Origin of the sequence: Pseudomonas sp. HMWF006, assembly GCF_003061205.1 — a bacterium.
Lineage (GTDB): Bacteria > Pseudomonadota > Gammaproteobacteria > Pseudomonadales > Pseudomonadaceae > Aquipseudomonas > Aquipseudomonas monsensis.
Map to the genome: position 1 here is coordinate 3,006 of NZ_QAIU01000575.1, position 1,284 is coordinate 4,289.

Sequence of the window (1,284 nt, forward strand, 5' to 3'; positions counted from 1 at the left end):
CGATGGGCGCATTACCCCCGGTGCTCTGCAAGAAGCCGAGCGCGTCGCCATCCTGCAATTTGAAAAAGTCGCCCGCCGCTATCGCGCGCAAGGCTGGCAGCAAACCATTGGCTCCTCCGGCACCGCGCGCATGCTCGCCAAGGTGCTCAAGGCCAATCGCCTGAACGACTTCGGCCACGACGGCATTACCTACGGTGGGCTGTTGCGCCTGTCGTTACTGCTGCTGAAAGTGAAGAACGTCCAGCAACTGAAACTCGCCGGCCTGCAAGCGCACCGCCAGAGCATTCTGCCCGGTGGCCTGGTGTTGATGCTGGCGGCGTTCAAAGTGTTCGGCATTTCGCAGATGGTGCCGTCCGAACCGGGCCTGCGCCTGGGCGTACTGCACGGTTTGATGAGCAAGCATTAATCCCCCTCCGGCAGATTCGTCTCCCCTAAAGCGGCTCGATCGACTACCATGCCGCCGCCGGTTTCCATACGGAATTAATAGGGAATCCGAGGTGCGTCAGCGCATCGTTCGGAACTGCCCCCGCAACTGTAGGTGCTGAGCCTGCTCCACGACTGCCACTGGGTGAACCCGGGAAGGCCGGAGCACGGGCGATGACGCATCAGTCAGGAGACCTGCCGGCACAGTGACTACTAACCGGCGGGGTGTCCGGGAAGGACATCGTGCCGTGCGCGTCTTCGTTTGATCAGCAGCCTTGCGCTGTTGCCATGACTGCGTTCGCTGGTGTGTTTCCAGACCGTACTCTCCCCGCCTTGCGTACGGTTCCCCTGGAGACTGCCCATGCTGCTGCCCCGCGTTGCCATCCTGCTCACCGGCCTGAGTCTTTGCGCGCTCGCCCATGCAGCGCCGACGACCTATCCACTGACCGTCGAGAACTGCGGCAGCACCCTGACCTTCCAGCACGCCCCCACGCGCACCGTCACCATCGGCCAGGCTGGCACCGAAATGCTTTACGCCCTGGGCCTGGGCGACAAGGTGATCGGCACCTCGCTGTGGTTCAACGACGTGCTGGCCACGTACAAGGCGCAGAACGACAAGATCGAACGCCTGGCCGATAACGAGCCGAGTTTCGAAGCGGTGATCGGCAAGCGCCCGGAACTGGTCGCCGTGGAGCTGGAATGGATGGTCGGCCCACAGGGTGCGGTGGGCACGCGCGAGCAGTTTCACGAGCTGAAGATTCCGACGTACCTGCTGCCCTCCGATTGCGAAGCCAAGGACAACCTCGTCGGCGCCGACGGCACCCGGCTGGCGCCGTTTCGCATCGACACGATTTACAAGAG

General features: G+C 63.0%; 1 protein-coding gene, 1 pseudogene and 1 riboswitch. The gene and the pseudogene both read left to right on the plus strand.

Annotated features, from left to right (window positions below):
* Positions 1–406 (plus strand): annotated as a pseudogene (locus DBR24_RS33920) (Ppx/GppA family phosphatase); the annotation flags it as partial.
* 41 nt (positions 407–447) lie between these two features.
* Positions 448–641: riboswitch (cobalamin riboswitch) on the plus strand.
* A gap of 143 nt (positions 642–784) precedes the next feature.
* A partial coding sequence (locus DBR24_RS33925; RefSeq protein WP_371921363.1) for an ABC transporter substrate-binding protein occupies positions 785–1,284 on the plus strand: 500 nt, incomplete at its 3' end.